Raw genomic sequence first — 15,984 nt, 5'->3', positions numbered from 1 at the left:
GACTCCCTCGCGACGTGCGGTCCCGCTTCCCGGCCGACCGGCTCCGGCGCTGAGCGCCGAGCGGATCGGGAGGGGGGACGAGGCGGGATCTCCCGCCCCGTCGACCCTACTACGCGCTCGCGAAGCCCTCGGCCAGGGCGATCAGTGCGCGCACCGAGACGCCCGTGGCGCCCGCTCCGGTGAAGCCGTAGCCGCTGCCGCCGTTGCTCGAGGGACCGGCGATGTCGAGGTGCGCCCACGGGATCGTGGTCGCGTCCTCGCCCTCGCCGCGCTTCCCGACGAACTCGCGCAGGAAGTGGGCGGCGAGGAGCATGCCGCCGGCGGTGTTGCCCGGCTTGACGTTCGCGATGTCGGCGATGTCCGAGTTGAGCAGCGGCCGCAGCTCCGCGGGGAGGGGCATCTGCCAGAAGGGCTCTCCCGCCGTGCGGGCGGCGTCGAGGACGCGCGAGACCAGCTGGTCGTCGCCCAGGGCGCCGACGGTCCGGTTGCCCAGGGCGACCACGGAGGCGCCGGTCAGCGTCGCGACGTCGATGATCGCGTCGGGCTGCTCCTCGCTGGCGGCGACGAGGCCGTCGGCGAGCACCAGCCGGCCCTCGGCGTCGGTGTTCAGCACCTCCACCGTGGTCCCGCCGCGCACGGTCAGCACGTCGTCGGGGCGGATCGCGGTCCCGGAGGGGAGGTTCTCGGCGATGCAGAGCCAGGCGGTCGCGCGGAGCGGGAGACCCAGCTCGGCGATGGCGCGCACCACCGCGTAGACGGTCGCCGCGCCCGCCATGTCGGTCTTCATCCCGATCATCGAGGCCGGCGGCTTGAGCGAGAGTCCGCCGCTGTCGAAGGTGATGCCCTTGCCGACCAGTGCGAGGTGGGTGCTCGCGCCCTCGGGCGCGTAGGCGACCTTCACGAGGCGGGGCGGGCGCGAGGAGCCGCTGCCGACTCCGAGGATGCCGCCGAACCCCTCCTCCGCGAGGGCCTTCTCGTCCCAGACGGTGACCTCGAGGGGCAGTCCCTCGGCGCCGGTCTGCACGGCCTCGGCCAGCGTCTGCGGGTAGAGGTGCGACGGGGGAGTGTTGACGAGGTCCTTCACCGCGCCGACCGCGCGGCCGAGCACGAGGGCGCGGTCCAGGACGGCGGGGTCGGCCGACTCTCCGCCGCCCAGCAGGACGACGTGCTCGACGGGCGCCTTCGCGGAGGCGGCGGTGCTCCCGCGGAAGGCGGTGAAGGAGTAGGAGCCGAGCGCGGCGCCCTCGGCGACCGCGGCGAGCGTGCCGTCGGAGCCGGCGGGGAGGGAGAGGGCGACGGAGGCGGACCCGGCGAGCAGGCGGACGGCGGCGCCCGCCGCGTTCCGCAGCGCGGCGTCGTCGGGCTCCGCGGAGCCGAGGCCGACGAGGACGATCACTCCGGCTCGGACCGAGGACGGCACGCGCACCAGCGTCTCGGCCGCACCGGTCGCGCCGAGCGCGCTCAGCGAGGGGGCCAGCTCCTCGAAGCCCTCCGCGCCGACGAGCCGGGGACCGTCGGGTCCCGGGGCGACGCCGAGGACGAGGGCGTCGGTGTCGATGTCGGAGGCGGGAACGGTCGAGTACTCGAGAGAGGAGAGGGGCATGGCGGCAATGCTAGGCGCTGTTCGCTGAGGGCTCAGCGGACCCGGCCGGGGCGCCGGGACCCCCGTTTACACTGGAAGCATGCTGGATCCGGAAGACCTGTTCGAGATCGAGGGCGACCTCTCCGAGATCCCGCGGGGGCTGCACCTCGTCGCGGGCCTGACCGGCTCGGCGGACGCCGGGGGAGCCGTCGGGCAGCTGGGCGAGTACCTCTTCGAGACCCTCGAGCACCGCGAGGTCGCGGTCTTCGACCAGGACCAGCTGCTCGACTACCGGGCCCGCCGCCCCGTCATCACGTTCGACCAGGACCACCTGACGGACTACCGCCCGGCGATGCTCCGGCTCTCGCTCGCGCACGACGAGCTGCACCAGCCGTTCCTCCTGCTCACCGGCTTCGAGCCCGACTTCCAGTGGGAGCGGTTCACCCGCGCGGTGGTCTCCCTCCTCGAGCGGCTCGACGTCGCCTCGACCACATGGGTCCAGGCGATCCCGATGCCCGTCCCGCACACCCGGCCGGTCGGCGTCACCGTGAGCGGCAACCGCGAGGACCTGATCGAGGCGATGTCGGTCTGGAAGCCGCACACGCAGGTGCCCTCGAACGTCCTCCACCTGCTCGAGCTGCGCCTCTACGAGCGCGGCCTGACCGTGGTCGGCTTCGCCCTGCTCATCCCCCACTACCTGTCGGACACCGAGTACCCGCAGGCGGCTGTCGCGGCACTCGAGAGCATCTCCGCGTCGACCGGGCTCATCTTCCCCACGGACCGCCTGCGCGAGAGCGGGCGGGAGTTCCTCGGCAAGGTCGACGAGCAGGTCGGCGGCAACGACGAGCTGCAGAAGCTGGTCGCGGCCCTCGAGGCCCGTCACGACACCTACATGGAGGGGACGAGCCTCCGCTCGCCGCTCACCGACGAGGACGGCTTCGTCCCCAGCGCCGACGCGATCGCCGCCGAGCTCGAGAAGTTCCTCGCGATCCGCCGCCCGGGCGAGGAGCCCACCGCCTCCTGACCGGCCGTAGGATCGGACGAGTGCGTGATCGTCGAGCCTGGTTCGTCTTCGGTGCCGGAGCTTTCGCCTACCTCGTGGCGGTCCTGGACCGCACGACGCTGGGCGTCGCGGGAGTGGACGCCGCGGAGCGGTTCGGAGTGGCGGCCGCCGTCCTCTCCTCGCTCGCCGTCGTCCAGCTGATCGTCTACGCCGGGATGCAGATCCCGGTCGGGATCCTCATCGACCGGTTCGGCCCGCGGACTCTGATCCTCTCGGGCACGGCCCTGATGATGGCGGGCCAGATCGTGGTCGCGATCGCGCCGAGCATCGGCGTCGCGATCGTCGGACGGATCCTGCTCGGAGCGGGGGACGCCGCGATCTTCACCTCCGTGATCCGCCTCACGGTCACCTGGTTCAACGGACCGATCGTTCCGCAGCTCTCGCAGTGGATCGGCAACATCGGCCAGGTGGGCCAGATCCTCTCCGCGCTCCCGTTCGCGGCGATCCTCCACACGTTCGGCTGGGAGCCCGCGTTCCTCAGCGCCGCCGGACTCGGGGCGGTGTCCTTCCTCGGCGTGCTCCTCCTGGTCGCCGACGTCCCGCCGCGGACCGAGCCGATCACCGTGGTGCCGCCGACGCTCCGGGCGACGATCGCGCAGCTCGGAGTGAGCCTGCGCCGGCCGGGGACGCAGCTCGGCTTCTGGTCGCACTTCGTCACGCAGTCCTCCGGCACGGTCTTCACGCTGCTCTGGGGCTACCCCTTCCTCGTCTACGCGATCGGCCTGCCGCCGACCGTCGCCGCGCCGACCCTCACGATCGTCGTGATCGCGGGAATCGTCGTCGGGCCGGTGCTCGGCGTCCTGACCGCCCGCCACCCCATGCGCCGCAGCAACCTCGTGCTCGGGATCGTGTCGGCGATGGCGGTCGCCTGGACCGTCGTGCTGCTCTGGCCCGGCGTTCCGCCGTACTGGCTCGTCGTGCTGCTCCTGATCGTCGTCGGAGCGGGCGGCCCCGGCTCCATGATCGGATTCGACTTCGCCCGCACGTTCAACCCCTCGAGGAGCCTCGGCGCGGCCAACGGAGTGGTCAACGTCGGCGGGTTCCTGGCCAGCTTCACGATGATGTTCGCGATCGGCCTGATCCTCGACGCGCTGGCCGGTCCCGGCGCCTCCTCGGAGCAGACCTACTCGCTCGAGCACTTCCGCCTGGCGTGGTGCGTGCAGTACGTGGTGGTCGGCGCCGGAGTCGTCGGACTCGTCGTCGCGCGCCGCCGGACCCGCCGTCGCCTGGCCGAGGACGAGGGAATAACGGTGGCCCCTCTCTGGGTTGCACTGAGTGATCGGATGCGCCGCGGCCGCGCGGGGCGCTGACGGTCGCCCCCGTCGATCCGCCCTTCTGCAGACGCGATGTCCCGTGGAACGGCCCGGATCCCGTCGGATCGAGCCCCACTCGCACCGCACCGCACGGCTGCACTACTCAGACGTGCAATAATTGTCAATAGGACCCGTTCGGGTCGAGGAGCACCAGGCCCGCCTCGCGCGTGCGACGTCCTCGACTTGACATGGGTCCTCGTAATGCCCACCGACGGACGACGCCCTCCCGGCGCCGCCCGCCTCCGGGACGCAACGGATGGAGAGGTGCCGCCATGGCCACCAGAGCTACCAAGACCGCAACGCTCGACGCCGTCGACGACGACGTGACGACGACTACGAAGAAGCCCGCGACGCGCAAGCCCGCGGCCAAGACCACGGCGGCCAAGACCACCGCGGCCAAGACCACCCGCTCGCGCGCCACGACCAAGGCCGCCGCTCCCGCCGAAACCGAGGAGGAGCCGACCGACGCCGTCGGGCCCGACGAGGCCGCGGAGGACGAGGAGACCGAGGTCGTCGCCGAGGACACCGAGACCGACGCGAAGGACGACGCGGAGACGCCGGAGGCCCCGGCCGCCGCTGCCGCCGCCGCTCCGGCCGAGCCGCTCCCCAGCGGTGCGCTCGTGCTGTCCTTCGGCGGAGAGGACGACGAGGTCCCGGTCTACTCGACCGCGATCACGGGCGCCACCGCCGACCCGGTCAAGGACTACCTCAAGCAGATCGGCAAGGTCGCGCTTCTGAACGCGGCCGAGGAGGTCGAGCTCGCGATGCGCATCGAAGCCGGCCTGTTCGCCGAGGACAAGCTCGCCAACTCGACCGACCTCAGCCCGGAGCTCGTCCGCGAGCTGCGCTGGGTCGCGAAGGACGGCCAGCGCGCGAAGAGCCACCTGCTCGGAGCGAACCTCAGGCTCGTCGTCAGCCTCGCCAAGCGCTACACCGGTCGCGGAATGCAGTTCCTCGACCTCATCCAGGAGGGCAACCTGGGCCTCATCCGTGCGGTCGAGAAGTTCGACTACACCAAGGGCTTCAAGTTCTCGACCTACGCGACGTGGTGGATCCGCCAGGCGATCACCCGCGCGATGGCCGACCAGGCCCGCACCATCCGCATCCCGGTGCACATGGTCGAGGTCATCAACAAGCTGGCCCGCGTGCAGCGCCAGATGCTCCAGGACCTGGGCCGCGAGCCCACGCCCGAGGAGCTCTCGCGCGAGCTCGACATGACTCCCGAGAAGGTCATCGAGGTTCAGAAGTACGGCCGCGAGCCGATCTCGCTGCACACGCCCCTGGGCGAGGACGGCGACAGCGAGTTCGGCGACCTCATCGAGGACACCGAGGCGGTCGTGCCGGCCGACGCCGTGGGCTTCACCATGCTGCAGAAGCAGCTGGAGTCGCTGCTCGACTCGCTCTCGGAGCGCGAGGCCGGCGTGATCCGCATGCGCTTCGGCCTCGGCGACGGCATGCCGAAGACGCTCGACCAGATCGGCGACACCTTCGGCGTGACGCGCGAGCGCATCCGCCAGATCGAGTCCAAGACGATGGCCAAGCTCCGCCACCCGTCCCGCTCGCAGTCGCTCCGCGACTACCTCGAGTAGGCCGGTGATCCGCTACGCGCCGGCGGTCCTCCTCGGGAGGGCCGCCCGGTTCGCCGCGCGGGTCCGGAAGCCCGGCGGGGGATCCGCCGTGCCCGGACTCGTGGTGAACCGCCTCGCGCCCGGATTCCTGCCCGCGGTGCTCGACGGGTTCCGGGACGGCCTCGTGGTCGTCACGGGGTCGGCGGGCAAGTCGACCACGACGAAGATGCTGGTCGCGGTCCTCCGCGCGCACGGGCTCCGGGTCTTCACCAACCCCTCGACGGCCAACATCGCCCAGGGGCTGACCTCCGCGCTCCTGGAGCGGGCCGACCTCCGCGGACGGATCGACGCGGACATCGCCGTCCTCGAGATGGACGAAGGTCACGGCGCGCGCCTCGCGCCCCGGATGCGCCCTCGCGTCGTCCTGCTGACGAACGTGGTGGTCGACCAGATCGACCGCTTCTTCGATCCGGCCATGGTCGCCCGGATGCTCGGCACCATCGCCTCCCGCGCCACCGGTCCCGTCGTGCTGAACGCCGACGACCGCCACGTCGCCGATGTCGCGACCTCTCTCCCCGACGAGCGGATCCGCTGGTACGGCGTCTCCGCCACCGTCCGCGACTCCGCGTCCGGCGGCCTGGGCTACGCCGCGGAGGCGGAGGCCGGAACCGACCGTGCCACCACCGTCGTCGAGAGCACGAGGGGAGCGGACGCGCGCATCGTCAGCGACGGCGACCCGCTCGAGGTGCGACTCCCCGCGCGGGGCGTCCACTACGCGGTCGACGCCGCAGCGGCCGTCTCCACGGCCCGCGCCGTGCTCGCCGAGCGCTTCGATCCGGCTCTCGCCGCCTCCGCGCTCTCGAGCATCGACCCGGTCTTCGGGCGGGGCGAGATCGTCACTGTGCGCGGCCAGGAGGTCGAGTTCGTCCTGGTTCAGAACCCGGCGAGCTACCGCCTCAACATCGCGGAGATCCCCGAGGGGACCGAGCAGATCATGCTCGCGATCGGCTCCGACGTGCGGGATCCCTCCTACTTCTGGCCCGTGGACACCTCCGTGCTCGGGCACGTCAGGGTCGTCTCGGGGTCGAAGGCGCACGAGGCGGCTCTGCACCTGCGCTACGACGGTGTGCGCGTCGATTCCGTCGACGAGGACCTGGGCCGCGCGCTCGACGCGTTCCTCGCTCTGCCGACCCCCGCCTCCGGCCGGAAGACCATCGTCTTCTCGGCCGATTCGATGCGCCGCACCCGTGCGCACCTGCAGCTCGTCACCAACCGCGAGGAGACCGCGTGACCACCCTCCGCATCGCCGTGCTCGCTCCCGATGTCCTGGACAGCAACGGCGACGCGGCGAACGCCCGGGTCCTCGCGGCTCGGGCGCGCTGGTCGGGAATCGAGGCGGAGGTGGTGCCGCTGGCGACCGCCTCCGACGCCGGGATCCGTCCGGACGTCCTGGTCGCCGGGACAGGAGCGGACGAGGACCTCCCGGGAGTCCTGACGCTGCTCCACGAGATCGCGCCGACGCTGCAGACGTGGGTCGACCAGGGCACTCAGGTGGTCGCGGTCGGAGCCGGCTGGGAGTTGCTGGCCGGGTCGATCAGCACGGCCGCGGGCGGCGCCCGGGGGATCGGGCTGTTCCCGGGCGACTCGGTCACCGGCGAGCGCGCGACCGACGACCTCCTCGTAGAGACACCGGGCGGTGTCCTCGTCGGCTTCGAGAACCACGAGCGCCGGATGGCCGGGATCGCGCCCGAGCATGCGCTGGGCCGGGTGCTGCACGGCACCGGTGACGGCGCCCGACACGAGGGCTACGCGGTGGGAGGCCTTCTCGGCACGCACCTGCACGGCCCCGTCCTGGCGAAGAACCCCTCGCTCGCGGACGCGATCCTCCGGCGCGCACTCGGCGACGCCTACGCCCCGTCGGACGAGCGTCTCCGACTGGTCGATGAAACGGCACGAGCCGCTCGCGAAGTGATCGCGAAGCGGCTCGGTGTCGTTCGGTAGGGCGCTGACGCGCCGTCCGGGCTGATCGGGGACGCGCTAGGGGCGCTGCTCCTCGAAGAGCCGGGCGGACTCGTCGTGCCAGCTCTGGGCGATGCTGGAGAGCTTCTCCTGGTACTTCTTCCCGTGGTGTGCGCAGAACAGCAGTTCTCCGTTGTTCACGACCACTCGGATGTACGCCTGCGCACCGCAGCTGTCGCAGCGGTCGGCGGCGGAGAGCTGGTGGGCACCGGCGAGCTCGTCCACGCCGTTCTGGGTTGCTGTGGTCGACATGACTTGGCCTCCTGCACTCGGTCTTCGATCTCTGCTTAGTGGAACCCATCCAAGCACGCGATTGTTTCCGCACGGAGACGATCGGTCGGCATTTCGCTCTGCGCGTAGGGGCCCCGCGCCGAGCGGTCGTCGTGCTGTCGCCGGGTGCCGCGCCACCGCGGCCGGAGCGGCTCCCGAAAGTAGACTGGGCGGATGGCCTCCACCGACTACAACGCCCGTCACCTCTCCGTCCTCGAGGGTCTCGAGGCGGTCCGGAAGCGGCCCGGCATGTACATCGGGTCGACCGACTCCCGTGGGCTCATGCACTGCCTCTGGGAGGTCATCGACAACTCCGTCGACGAGGCGCTGGCCGGGCACGGGACCGAGATCAGCGTGCTCCTGCACAAGGACGGCAGCGTCGAGGTGCGCGACCGCGCGCGCGGGATCCCGGTCGACATCGAGCCGAAGACGGGGCTCACCGGAGTCGAGGTCGTGTTCACGAAGCTGCACGCGGGCGGCAAGTTCGGCTCGGGGTCCTACGCGGCGTCCGGCGGTCTGCACGGCGTCGGCGCCTCCGTGGTCAACGCGCTCTCGGAGCGCCTGGACGTCGAGGTCGACCGGAACGGCCGCACCTACCGGATGTCGTTCCACCGGGGGGAGCCCGGGCGCTTCGCCGATACGGGCGAGCCCACCCCCGACGCTCCGTTCACACCGTTCGAGAACGGGTCGGAGCTGACGGTCGTCGGCAAGGTCGCCAAGGGCGTCACCGGCACGCGCGTGCGCTACTGGGCCGACCGCCAGATCTTCACGAAGGGCGCCTCGTTCCAGACGGACGATCTGGTGACGCGCGCCCGGCAGACCGCGTTCCTCGTCCCCGGCCTCACGATCGACATCGTCGACGACCGGGCGGACGAGCGCCGCGCCGAGATGTTCCGCTACGACGGCGGCATCTCGGAGTTCGTCGAGTTCCTCGCCCCCGACGCACCCGTGACCGAGGTGCTGCGCCTCACCGGCTCGGGCACCTTCACCGAAACCGTGCCGGTGCTGACCCCCGGCGGCGCGATGGTGCCCACCGAGGTGGAGCGCACCTGCGAGGTCGACATCGCCCTGCGCTGGGGCACCGGCTACGAGACGGTGATGCGCAGCTTCGTGAACATCATCTCCACGCCCAAGGGCGGCACGCACCAGACCGGCTTCGAGCAGGGCCTGCTGAAGCTGCTCCGCTCGCAGGTGGAGGCGAACGCCCGTCGCCTCAAGGTCGGATCGGACAAGCTCGAGAAGGACGACGTGCTCGCCGGGCTCAGCGCCGTGCTGACGGTGCGCCTCCCGGAGCCGCAGTTCGAGGGCCAGACGAAGGAGGTGCTGGGCACGCCCGCAGTCCGCGCGATCGTCGCCTCCACCATCGCCTCGACGCTGGGCGCGGTGTTCTCCTCCCCGCGCCGCGAGGACAAGGCGCAGACCTCGCAGCTCCTCGAGAAGGTCGTCGCCGAGATGAAGTCGCGGATCTCGGCGCGCGCGCACAAGGAGACGCAGCGACGCAAGAACGCGCTGGAGTCCTCCTCGCTCCCGGCGAAGCTCGTGGACTGCCGCAGCAGCGACGTCGAGAACAGCGAGCTCTTCATCGTCGAGGGCGACTCCGCCCTCGGCACCGCCAAGCTCGCCCGCAACAGCGAGTACCAGGCCCTGCTGCCGATCCGCGGGAAGATCCTCAACACGCAGAAGGCGAGCATCGCCGACATGCTCTCGAACGCCGAGTGCGCCTCGATGATCCAGGTGATCGGAGCCGGCTCCGGCCGCTCCTTCGACCTCTCGGCCGCCCGCTACGGGAAGATCATCCTGATGAGCGACGCCGACGTCGACGGCGCGCACATCCGCACCCTGCTGCTCACCCTCTTCTTCCGCTACATGCGGCCGCTCGTCGAGGCGGGGCGCGTCTTCGCCGCCGTGCCTCCGCTGCACCGGCTCGTGGTGATGAACGCGGGGAAGAAGCCGAACGAGACGATCTACACCTACTCCGAGAAGGAGCTGCAGAGCGTGCTCGCGGCCCTCGGCAAGGCGGGCCGTCGCTACCAGGACCCGATCCAGCGCTACAAGGGGCTCGGCGAGATGGACGCGGACCAGCTGGCCACGACGACCATGGACCGCTCCCGCCGCACCCTCCGCCGGGTGCGGGTCGCCGACGCCGAGAACGCCGGCCGGGTGTTCGAGCTTCTGATGGGCAACGACGTGGCGCCGCGCAAGGAGTTCATCGTCCGCGGGTCGGAGTCGCTCTCGCGGGACCGCATCGACGTCTGAGCCGCGGGGCTCAGAACAGCTCGGGCGCGGCTCCGATCGTCGCGATCGGCGCCGCGAGTGCCACTCCGGAGCCGTCGCGCTTCATCCCGGAGTCCGGCAGCGCGGCGACCGAGCCGTCGGCCTCGAGGGCGTGCGCGGGACCGGGGCCGACCCAGGCGACTCCGAGGGCCGTCTCGCCCTTGAGGAAGCGCTGCGCGCGGACTCCGCCGGTGGCCCGGCCCTTGGCGGGGAACTCCGAGAACGGCGAGACCTTCGCGCTGCCGGTGTCGGTGCCCGAGAGGGCCCAGCTGTCGACGGCGACCGTCGCGACGACGGCCTCGTCCCGGTCCTCGGAGGTGACGACGGCGAAGTGCACGACGTCGTCGGTCTCGGCCAGCTTCACCCCGGCCATCCCCGCAGCCGTCCTGCCCTGGGGGCGGACGGCGGACGCGGAGAAGCGCAGCAGCTGGGCCTCGCCGGTGACGAAGACCAGCTCGTCCTCCTCCGCCGACGCGGCCGCGCCCACCACGGCGTCCTTGGGCTTGAGAGCGATGAGCTCGATGTCCGCGCGGTTGGGCAGCTCGCCCGGCGCGACGCGCTTGACGACGCCCTGCTGGGTGCCGAGGGCGATCGGCCGCTCGTCGTCGAGGGCGACGAGCGCGAGCACCCGCTCGTCCTTCGCCAGGTGCGGGAGGTAGTCGCTCATCCGCACGCCCGCGCCCAGCTGCACCGAGGAGGAGGGGACCGCCGGCACGTCGACCGCCGAGAAGCGGAGGAGCCGGCCGGCGCTGGTGACCGCGCCGATCTCCGTCCGGGTGGTCGTGTCGAGCACGCTGAGCACGGCGTCGTGCTTCGAGCGGCGCGTGGCGCGCTCGGGGTGGGGAGCGGCCTCGGGGTCGCGGTCGATCCGCACCATGCGTCCGGTGGTGCTCAGCAGCACCCGGCAGGGCACATCCGCGATCTCGAGGACCGCGGCTGTCTTCCGCCCGGTGGTGGCGACGGAGGGACGCGCCTCGGTCAGCAGGGTGCGCCGCGGGGTCCCGAGGCGCTGGGCGACCTCGTCGAGCTCGTCCGAGACCAGCTCGTCGATCCGGGAGCGGCTGGCGAGCAGGGCCTCGAGCTCGGCGATCTCGGCGAGGAGGGTGTCTCGCTCGGTCTCGAGCTCGATGCGCGAGAACCTCGTGAGCCGCCGGAGCTGGAGCTCGAGGATGTAGTCGGCCTGAAGGGTGCTGAGGTCGAAGACCTCGATCAGCCGGGCCCGCGCCGCCGCGGTGTCGTCGCTCCCGCGGATCAGCTGGATGACCTCGTCGATGTCGAGGATCGCGACGAGCAGGCCCTCGACCAGGTGCAGCCGCTCCTGGCGCTTCCGCAGACGGTAGCGGGTCCGCCGAGTGACGACCTGCACCCGGTGGCCGATGTAGACCTGCAGCAGCTCCTTCAGGCCGAGGGTGCGCGGCCCGCCGTCCACCAGCGCGACGTTGTTGATCGAGAACGCGTCCTCGAGGGGCGTGTAGCGGTAGAGCTGCTCGAGGACGGCCTCGGGACTGAAGCCGGTCTTGATCCCGATGACGAGCCGGAGGCCGTTGTCGCGGTCCGTGAGGTCGGTGACGTCCGAGATGCCGCTGAGCTTCTTGTTCTGGACGCCGTCCTTGATCTTGTCGATGACCTTCTCGGCGCCGACGAGGTAGGGCAGCTCGGTGACGACCAGGCCGGACTTGCGTGCGGTGATGCTCTCGACCGAGACGCGGGCGCGGGTCTTGAAGCCGCCCCGGCCGGTCGCGTAGGCGTCGCGCACGCCGGCGAGGCCGACGATCGTGCCACCGCTGGGGAAGTCGGGTCCCGGGACGAACGACATCAGGTCGTCGAGGGACGCGTCGGGATGGGCGATCAGGTGCCGGGCCGCCCCGATCACCTCGACGAGGTTGTGGGGCGCCATGTTCGTCGCCATCCCGACGGCGATGCCGCTGGCGCCGTTCACGAGCAGGTTCGGGAACGCGGAGGGGAGGACCTCGGGCTGGTCGTGCGAGTTGTCGTAGTTGGGGACGAAGTCGACCACATCCTCGCCGAGGTGCTCGGTCATGGCCGTGGCGGCCGGGGCGAGGCGGGCCTCGGTGTACCGGGCCGCGGCCGGGCCGTCGTCGAGGGAGCCGAAGTTGCCGTGGCCGTCGACGAGGGCGACCCTCATCGTGAACGGCTGGGCGAGGCGCACGAGGGAGTCGTAGATCGAGGCGTCGCCGTGCGGGTGCAGCTTGCCCATCACCTCGCCGACCACGCGGGCCGACTTCACGTGGCCGTGATCGGGCCGCAGCCCCATCTCGCTCATCATGTAGAGGATCCGGCGCTGCACCGGCTTGAGGCCGTCGCGGGCGTCGGGGAGGGCCCGCGAGTAGATGACCGAGTACGCGTACTCGAGGAAGGACCCCTCCATCTCGGCCGAGACGTCGACGTCCTCGATGCGCTCGGTGAGCGAGGATCCGGAGGAGGGGGCTGCAGCGTTCATGACTCGATTCGGTGGCGGGCGCGGGACGGCGGCGGAGGACTGCACCGCCCTGCGGCGCTCGACGGGACGGGCGGAGCGGAGACGGCGCCTCGCGGACGGGACCGGCCCTCCCGTTCACGCGGACACTCCGCCGCACCGGCCCGGCGGGGACGGCGGCGCTGTGCGAAACTGGGCGCGATGACCCACATGCTACCGCCAGCCCCCGACGGGCGGCGGAGCCTCGCCGACGTCCTGCCGGGCGCCCTCGACGCGCTCCTGGGCCGCCCCGGCCTCTTCGGCTCGCCCCGCGTCGAGCGCATCGTCGTCGTCCTGGTCGACGGCCTGGGAGCCGCGAACCTCCGCCAGCGCTCGGGCCACTCGCGCACGCTCGCTCCGGCCCTCAACCGCGGCACCACGCTCGTCTCGGGCTTCCCGACGACCACCGCGGCGGCCCTCGCGAGCCTGACGACGGGCTTGCGCCCGGGCGGGCACGGGATGGTGGGCTACCGCGTGCTCGACCGCGCCTCCGACCGCCTGGTCAACCAGCTCTCCGGCTGGGACGACCGCATGGTGCCCGAGGCGTGGCAGCCCCACCCCACGGTCTTCGAGCAGGCCTCGGCCGCCGGTGTCCGGGCCGGAGTGATCGGCCCCGCGCGGTACGCCCGCTCCGGTCTCACGCGGGCGATCCTGCGCGGCGCCGAGTACCACTCCGCCGGCGGCGTCGCCGAGCGCTTCACGGCCGCGCGCGCCCTGCTCGACGAGGGCGGCCGGCAGCTCGTGTACCTCTACGTCCCCGAGCTCGACCAGGCGGCGCACGCTCGCGGCTGGGAGTCGCCGGAGTGGACGGCCGCGCTCGAGCTCCTGGACGGCGAGGTCGGCGGAGCGGTCCGCGGGCTCTCCGCCCGGGAGAGCGTGCTGGTCACCGCCGACCACGGCATCGTGGACGTCCCGGCGTCCTCGCACGTGCTCGTCGAGCGGGGACCGCTGCTCGAGGGCGTCCGCCACCTCGGCGGAGAGCCCCGCTGCCTCCAGCTGCACCTCGAGCCCGGCGTCGACCCCGACGAGGTGGCGCGGCGCTGGATCGAGGCGGAGGGCGCGCGCGCCTGGATCGCGACGCGCGACGAGGTCGCCGCGAGCGGCTGGTTCGGCGAGGTCTCGCCGGCGGCGGCCGAGCGGATGGGCGACGTGTTCGTCGCGGCGCGGAGGACCATCGCCTACTACCCGGCGGACGACTCCTCGGGCCGTTCGATGATCGGGCAGCACGGCTCGCTCACGCCGGAGGAGACGCAGGTTCCGCTCCTCCGCTTCGGCGCGCTGGCCTGAGCCGGGCCGAGGGCCCGGACCCGCTTCGCGGAGCCGCGCGCCCCCGGAGGGTCAGTCGTCGCTGCGCGCCCCGAAGACGATCTCGTCCCAGCTCGGCATCGACGCCCGTCCCCGCCGGACGCTCCCGCGCACGCCGGACGGCTGCTCGGGGACCGGGGGAGCGGTGCGCGGCGGCTCCGGCGCCTTCTCGACAGGAGGAGCGGCCTCCGCCTCGGGCTCCGGCTCCTCGCGGACGCGGAGGCTCGAGGCGTGGTCGCGCTCGCCCCGGCGACGCCGCAGGGCGTCGAGCAGGTCGGCGGTGTCGTTGAGGTTGCGCTCGCGCTGCTCCGTCGTGCTGGTGACGGGGCGGGGGAGCGTCGAGATCGGCCGCGGCGTCTCGGAGAGGGCCGGCTGCGGCTCCGTGTCGGAGGGGCGGACCGCGGCCGGACGGGCGTGCGGCATGGCGGCGGGACGACCGGCCGTGGGGTGATCGGCCCGAGCGGAGCGGGTCGGCGCCTCCGCGGACTCGGGGTCGAAGCGCGTGGCGAGCTCGTCGACGGCGGCGGGAATGACGGCGCGCAGGCGCGGGATGAGGGTCGGCCGGATCTCGCCCTGCTGCGAGAGCGTGATCGCCTCGGAGGTCAACGGCGACAGCAGCGCCTTCCGCGGGTCGAAGCGCCAGCGGGCGTCGTGGTCGATCTCGTCCGAGCGGAAGAGGAGCTTGACGACCCAGCCCTCCTCCTCCTTCCAGCTCGACCACTGCTCGCCCTCGGCGCCGAGGGACGCGAGGCGGTCGCGGATGACGTCGCCGAACGGCGTGCCCTCCTCGAGGGGATCGGGGTCGGTGGTCGTGTAGACGCGCACGGCGAGAGCGGAGGCGACGATGTGCTCGCGCTCGGCCGTGACGGGTCCCTCGAAGCGCTGGACGTAGCCCAGGTCGGCGCCCGTGAGCTCGGCGACCTCCTCGGCGGAGAGCCCGGAGCGGATGTGGGCCTGGATCTCGCGGGGGGAGACGCGCTTCTCGCGCGGCGGGAGGGTGTGGACCCGCGGCCGCAGCTGGCTCTGCAGCGTCTCGTCGATGCGGACCGAGAAGCGCTCGCCGCCCTCGGACACGAGGACGAGCGACCCGCCCTCGACGCCGATCACCTTCAGTTCCATCATCGTGGGGACCCTCCTTCTGGACGCGGACCGGGCAAGGATGCCACGCGCCCGGGCGATCGGCCGGGAATACCCCGGGCGGGTCGAAAGTTGGTGCGGAAGGAGGCGAGGCGAGCGGGTGTCAAGAGCCGTTCGAGGTGGTTTGCGAATCGATGCGTCGTGATGCACACTGACCCCGCCGATTTGTTGAACAGCAGAAATAAGAAGTGGATGGGAATGGCTACGGACTACGACGCCCCCCGCAAGACCGATGACGACTCCGAGTCGATCGAGGCCCTGAAGGAGCGAGTCCCCGACAAGATGTCCGGAGTCGTCGACGTCGATGACGCCGACAACCCGGGCGGATTCGAACTGCCCGGTGCCGATCTGTCCGACCTCGATCTGGACGTCGTGGTCCTTCCGCCGCAGGCGGACGAGTTCACGTGCGTGAGCTGCTTCCTCGTGAAGCACCGCTCGCAGATCGACCACGAGGAGAAGCTCGGACCGATCTGCCTGGAGTGCGCCGCTTAAGCGCCTCCCGGCCCCGAAGGACGACCGCTCCGTCGCCGTGATCCCCGGATCGCGGCGACGATGTCGTCCGGGCGGCGGGTGGAGACCAGCCAGTACGGCGTCGGGTCGGCCGGGTCCTCGATCGGGACCCGCACCACGTCCTTCACCCAGCCGCGGATGACCAGGTAGGCCCGCGCGTCCAGGCGCGTCCCCCGCTCGGCGAACGCCTGGTCCCCCGTGTACGAGGACGGCTCGCCCACGAGGTCCAGCGGGATGTGCGCGCGGCCGGCGCGCAGCTCCCCCTCCGCCACCTCGATCACGGGGGAGAGGGCGAGCAGCGAGAGCACGCAGCCCGCGTACAGCACGACCGCGACGATCACCCCCACCGCGAAGTCGATGGGCGCGAACACCAGGATGCTGGCGGGGATCACGAGGGCGGTGGCGACGAAGAGCCAGGGCGCGGGCCACAGCCTCTCTCGGTAGGACGGCATGACCCTATTGGATCA

13 protein-coding genes are annotated in these 15,984 nt (G+C 72.0%); 8 read left to right on the top strand and 5 right to left on the bottom strand.

Annotated elements, in window-relative coordinates; translation table 11 throughout:
- Positions 1-109: 109 nt before the first annotated feature.
- A complete protein-coding gene (locus GSU45_RS08320; protein ID WP_159914190.1) occupies positions 110-1,603 on the bottom strand; it encodes a leucyl aminopeptidase in 1,494 nt (497 codons plus the stop codon).
- A 79-nt stretch (positions 1,604-1,682) separates the two neighbouring features.
- Here GSU45_RS08320 and GSU45_RS08315 point away from each other — a divergent pair, with 79 nt between their 5' ends.
- The 5 genes from GSU45_RS08315 (at position 1,683) to GSU45_RS08295 (ending at position 7,527) form a co-directional block, all read left to right on the top strand.
- Positions 1,683-2,606: a PAC2 family protein gene (locus tag GSU45_RS08315; protein WP_159914188.1), complete on the top strand. Its 924-nt coding sequence runs from the start codon at positions 1,683-1,685 to the stop codon at positions 2,604-2,606.
- 20 nt (positions 2,607-2,626) lie between these two features.
- A complete protein-coding gene (locus GSU45_RS08310) occupies positions 2,627-3,955 on the top strand; it encodes an MFS transporter (protein ID WP_159914186.1) in 1,329 nt (442 codons plus the stop codon).
- Between the two features lie 275 nt (positions 3,956-4,230).
- Positions 4,231-5,547 (top strand): RNA polymerase sigma factor, encoded by a 1,317-nt coding sequence (locus GSU45_RS08305; RefSeq protein ID WP_159914184.1) that lies wholly within the window; start codon positions 4,231-4,233, stop codon positions 5,545-5,547.
- 4 nt (positions 5,548-5,551) lie between these two features.
- Positions 5,552-6,817 carry a MurT ligase domain-containing protein gene (locus GSU45_RS08300; RefSeq protein WP_159914182.1) on the top strand — a complete coding sequence of 422 codons (1,266 nt, stop codon included), beginning with the start codon at positions 5,552-5,554 and terminating at the stop codon, positions 6,815-6,817.
- On the top strand, positions 6,814-7,527 hold the full coding sequence (locus GSU45_RS08295) for a cobyric acid synthase (RefSeq protein ID WP_159914180.1): 714 nt from the start codon (positions 6,814-6,816) through the stop codon (positions 7,525-7,527). Before GSU45_RS08300 ends, GSU45_RS08295 begins: the two co-directional genes overlap by 4 nt.
- Positions 7,528-7,563: 36 nt before the next feature.
- Here GSU45_RS08295 and GSU45_RS08290 read toward each other — a convergent pair whose 3' ends face one another.
- The gene (locus tag GSU45_RS08290) at positions 7,564-7,797 is read right to left on the bottom strand and encodes a hypothetical protein (RefSeq protein ID WP_068212876.1); all 234 of its coding nucleotides are present in this window, start codon (positions 7,795-7,797) and stop codon (positions 7,564-7,566) included.
- 192 nt (positions 7,798-7,989) lie between these two features.
- Here GSU45_RS08290 and GSU45_RS08285 point away from each other — a divergent pair, with 192 nt between their 5' ends.
- On the top strand, positions 7,990-10,071 hold the full coding sequence (locus GSU45_RS08285; RefSeq protein WP_159914178.1) for a DNA topoisomerase IV subunit B: 2,082 nt from the start codon (positions 7,990-7,992) through the stop codon (positions 10,069-10,071).
- Between the two features lie 10 nt (positions 10,072-10,081).
- Here GSU45_RS08285 and GSU45_RS08280 read toward each other — a convergent pair whose 3' ends face one another.
- Entirely contained in the window at positions 10,082-12,550 is a 2,469-nt protein-coding gene (locus GSU45_RS08280) for a DNA topoisomerase (ATP-hydrolyzing) (protein ID WP_159914176.1), read from the bottom strand.
- Between the two features lie 177 nt (positions 12,551-12,727).
- Here GSU45_RS08280 and GSU45_RS08275 point away from each other — a divergent pair, with 177 nt between their 5' ends.
- The gene (locus GSU45_RS08275) at positions 12,728-13,852 is read left to right on the top strand and encodes a nucleotide pyrophosphatase/phosphodiesterase family protein (RefSeq protein ID WP_244248062.1); all 1,125 of its coding nucleotides are present in this window, start codon (positions 12,728-12,730) and stop codon (positions 13,850-13,852) included.
- Positions 13,853-13,903: 51 nt separating this feature from the next.
- Here the strand turns inward: GSU45_RS08275 and sepH are convergent, their stop codons facing one another.
- Positions 13,904-14,992, bottom strand: coding sequence for a septation protein SepH (sepH, locus tag GSU45_RS08270; RefSeq protein WP_159914174.1), 1,089 nt, complete (start codon positions 14,990-14,992; stop codon positions 13,904-13,906).
- Between the two features lie 213 nt (positions 14,993-15,205).
- Here sepH and GSU45_RS08265 point away from each other — a divergent pair, with 213 nt between their 5' ends.
- Positions 15,206-15,499, top strand: coding sequence for a DUF4193 domain-containing protein (locus GSU45_RS08265; protein WP_055792269.1), 294 nt, complete (start codon positions 15,206-15,208; stop codon positions 15,497-15,499).
- On the opposite strand, the gene GSU45_RS08260 is transcribed toward GSU45_RS08265, so the two are convergent.
- Positions 15,496-15,969, bottom strand: coding sequence for a DUF3093 domain-containing protein (locus GSU45_RS08260; protein WP_104275681.1), 474 nt, complete (start codon positions 15,967-15,969; stop codon positions 15,496-15,498). The two genes, GSU45_RS08265 and GSU45_RS08260, sit on opposite strands and share 4 nt — an antisense overlap.
- Between the last annotated feature and the right edge of the window lie 15 nt (positions 15,970-15,984).

Source organism: Rathayibacter sp. VKM Ac-2801, assembly GCF_009834245.1.
Taxonomy (GTDB): Bacteria; Actinomycetota; Actinomycetes; order Actinomycetales; family Microbacteriaceae; genus Rathayibacter.
Note: the sequence above shows the minus strand (reverse complement) of the source record. Positions and strands in the feature narration are given on the sequence as shown.

Excerpts from the sequence above, each read along its gene's own strand:
- GSU45_RS08280 (WP_159914176.1), bottom strand. The coding sequence starts at position 12,550 with ATGAACGCTGCAGCCCCCTCCTCCGGATCCTCGCTCACCGAGCGCATC.
- GSU45_RS08320 (WP_159914190.1), bottom strand. The coding sequence starts at position 1,603 with ATGCCCCTCTCCTCTCTCGAGTACTCGACCGTTCCCGCCTCCGACATC.
- GSU45_RS08260 (WP_104275681.1), bottom strand. The coding sequence starts at position 15,969 with ATGCCGTCCTACCGAGAGAGGCTGTGGCCCGCGCCCTGGCTCTTCGTC.
- GSU45_RS08290 (WP_068212876.1), bottom strand. The coding sequence starts at position 7,797 with ATGTCGACCACAGCAACCCAGAACGGCGTGGACGAGCTCGCCGGTGCC.
- GSU45_RS08315 (WP_159914188.1), top strand. The coding sequence starts at position 1,683 with ATGCTGGATCCGGAAGACCTGTTCGAGATCGAGGGCGACCTCTCCGAG.
- GSU45_RS08275 (WP_244248062.1), top strand. The coding sequence starts at position 12,728 with ATGACCCACATGCTACCGCCAGCCCCCGACGGGCGGCGGAGCCTCGCC.
- GSU45_RS08265 (WP_055792269.1), top strand. The coding sequence starts at position 15,206 with ATGGCTACGGACTACGACGCCCCCCGCAAGACCGATGACGACTCCGAG.
- GSU45_RS08305 (WP_159914184.1), top strand. The coding sequence starts at position 4,231 with ATGGCCACCAGAGCTACCAAGACCGCAACGCTCGACGCCGTCGACGAC.
- sepH (WP_159914174.1), bottom strand. The coding sequence starts at position 14,992 with ATGATGGAACTGAAGGTGATCGGCGTCGAGGGCGGGTCGCTCGTCCTC.
- GSU45_RS08285 (WP_159914178.1), top strand. The coding sequence starts at position 7,990 with ATGGCCTCCACCGACTACAACGCCCGTCACCTCTCCGTCCTCGAGGGT.